This is a genomic window from Kitasatospora putterlickiae, assembly GCF_039527695.1.
Lineage (GTDB): Bacteria > Actinomycetota > Actinomycetes > Streptomycetales > Streptomycetaceae > Kitasatospora > Kitasatospora putterlickiae.
This window is the reverse complement of record NZ_BAAAKJ010000017.1, coordinates 6,470-9,240: the sequence shown is the minus strand read 5'-3', so window position 1 is coordinate 9,240 and position 2,771 is coordinate 6,470. Positions and strand designations below refer to the sequence as shown.

The window sequence follows — 2,771 nt, the reverse complement described above, 5'->3', positions numbered from 1 at the left end:
ACGGCGGCTGATGAGCCCGTGGCGCGGCCGGTTCCGAGCGGACGCGCCACGGGCGATCGGGGGGGGGCGGTTACTCGCCCAGGGCGGCGCGCGCGTCGATGAAGGCGGCCACGGCGCGCTCGACGTCCTCGGTGGTGTGCGCGGCGGAGAGCTGCACCCGGATCCGGGCCTGGCCGTGCGGGACCACCGGGAAGGAGAAGCCGATCACGTAGACGCCGCGCTCCAGCAGCAGTTCGGCGAGGCGTCCGGCCTTGGCGGCGTCGCCGATCATCACCGGGGCGATCGGGTGGTCGCCGGGCAGGATCTCGAAGCCCGCCTCGGTCATCTTCGAGCGGAACAGCGCCGTGTTGGCCGCCAGCCGCTCGCGCAGCTCGTTCGACCGCTCGACCAGGTCCAGCACCTTCAGCGAGGCGGCCGCGATCACCGGCGCGAGCGAGTTCGAGAACAGGTACGGCCGCGAGCGCTGGCGCAGCAGCGCGACGATCTCGCGCCGTGCGGCGACGTAGCCGCCGGAGGCGCCGCCGAGCGCCTTGCCCAGCGTGCCGGTGATGATGTCGACGCGGTCGAGCACGCCGTGCAGCTCGGGCGTGCCGCGCCCGTTCGCGCCGACGAAGCCGACGGCGTGCGAGTCGTCGACCATGACCATGGCGTTGTAGCGGTCGGCGAGGTCGCAGATCTCGCGCAGCGGGGCGACGTAGCCGTCCATCGAGAAGACGCCGTCGGTGACGATCAGGCGGCGGCGGGCGTCCTGGCTCTCCTTGAGCCGCTGCTCCAGGTCGGCGAGGTCGCGGTTGGCGTAGCGGTGGCGGCGGGCCTTGCAGAGCCGGATGCCGTCGATGATGCTCGCGTGGTTGAGCGCGTCGGAGATGACCGCGTCGCGCTCGTCGAGCAGGGTCTCGAAGACGCCGCCGTTGGCGTCGAAGCAGGAGGAGTAGAGGATGGTGTCCTCCTGGCCGAGGAACCCGGAGAGGCGCTCCTCCAGCTCCTTGTGCACGTCCTGGGTGCCGCAGATGAAGCGGACGGAGGCCATGCCGTAGCCCCAGCGGTCGAGGGCGTCCTTCGCGGCGGCCAGCACCTCGGGGTGGTCGGCGAGGCCGAGGTAGTTGTTGGCGCAGAAGTTCAGCACCTCGCCGGGGGTACCGCCGGCGGTGACGGTGACGGCGGCGCTCTGCGGGGTGCCGATGACGCGCTCCGGCTTGAACAGGCCGGCCTCGCGGATCTCGTCGAGGGTGGCGGCGAGGTCGTCGCGCACGGTGTCGAACACAGCTGCTCCTAAGCGGGGTGGCAACGGGGGTGGCGAGGGGCGGGCGCGGGGATCAGGCGGTCCAGTCGAGGATGACCTTGCCGCAGCGGCCGCTCGCCGCCTCGTCGAAGGCGGCCTCGAAGTCGGCGGCCGGGTACCGGCCGGTGATCACGGGGCTGAGGTCGAGGCCGCCCTCCAGCAGGACGGACATCGCGTACCAGGTCTCGAACATCTCGCGGCCGTAGATGCCCTTGATGGTGAGCATCGAGGTGACCACGGAGGCCCAGTCGATCGGGAACTCCTCGGCGGGCAGGCCGAGCATGGCGATCTTGCCGCCGTGGGTCATGTTGGCGATCATCGACCGCAGCGCCTCGGGGCGGCCGGACATCTCCAGGCCGACGTCGAAGCCCTCGCGCAGGCCGAGCTTCTGCTGGCCCTCCTCGATGGTGTGCTCGGAGACGTCCAGCGCCAGCGAGACGCCGACCTGGCGGGCGAGGTCGAGGCGGTAGGGCGAGACGTCGGTGATCATCACCTTGCGGGCGCCGGCGTGCTTGGCGACGGCGGCGGCCATGATGCCGATCGGTCCGGCGCCGGTGACCAGCACGTCCTCGCCGACCAGCGGGAAGGACAACGCGGTGTGCACGGCGTTGCCGAAGGGGTCGAAGATCGCGGCGACGTCGAGGTCGACGGGCACCCGGTGCACCCAGACGTTGGAGGCGGGCAGCGCGACGTACTCGGCGAAGGCGCCGTCGCGGTTGACGCCGAGGCCGACGGTGTTGCGGCACAGGTGGCGGCGGCCGGCCAGGCAGTTGCGGCACTTGCCGCAGACCAGGTGGCCCTCGCCGCTGACCAGGTCGCCCACCGCGATGTCGGCGACGCCGGCGCCGATCTCGGCGACCTCGCCGACGAACTCGTGGCCGAGGACCAGCGGGGTCTTGATGGTCTGCTGGGCCCAGCCGTCCCACTTGCGGATGTGCAGGTCGGTACCGCAGATGCCGGTGCGCAGCACCTTGATGAGGACCTCGCCGGGGCCGATCACCGGGGTCGGGACCTCCATCAGCCAGAGTCCGGGCTCGGCGTTCTGCTTGACGAGTGCCTTCACGGCGGTGGCTCCTGACGCACGGTGGGGCGGCCTGGTGTGGGCAGGCCGACGGGGCCCGGTCGGGTGGCGGCCCCGGAAGGGCCGACGGGTCCTGGCGGGGCCGGGGCGCGGCGGGACCGGTTCCGGTGTCCGCATTCCGGGCAGGCAGAAATCTGCCTGGTGGGAGGGGGTGCGGTCCATCGAGGAATTCTTAAGGGCCGCGACAGCTCGGCTAAACGATCGTGCCCGAGCAGGGGTCGGGGACCGTCGCGGCATGCCGGTCGGCACTCCGACGGCGGAGCGCGCGGGGCATGTCCGGGGCGCGCGGGGCGCACCGTCGGGGGCCTCCAGGGACTCGGGGACTCGGGAGCCTCGGGGGTCACGCGCGGGCGGGCGGCGGGGGGCAGCCAGCGCGCCACCACCAGCGCGGCGGCGCCCAGCAGGGCG

2 protein-coding genes are annotated in these 2,771 nt (G+C 72.7%); both read right to left on the bottom strand.

What is annotated here, in order from left to right; genetic code table 11:
• Positions 1–70: 70 nt before the first annotated feature.
• Complete coding sequence (locus ABD308_RS01790) at positions 71–1,264, bottom strand: glycine C-acetyltransferase (protein WP_344324394.1); 1,194 nt, start codon at positions 1,262–1,264, stop codon at positions 71–73.
• Positions 1,265–1,316: 52 nt separating this feature from the next.
• On the bottom strand, positions 1,317–2,345 hold the full coding sequence (tdh, locus tag ABD308_RS01785; RefSeq protein ID WP_344324391.1) for an L-threonine 3-dehydrogenase: 1,029 nt from the start codon (positions 2,343–2,345) through the stop codon (positions 1,317–1,319).
• Between the last annotated feature and the right edge of the window lie 426 nt (positions 2,346–2,771).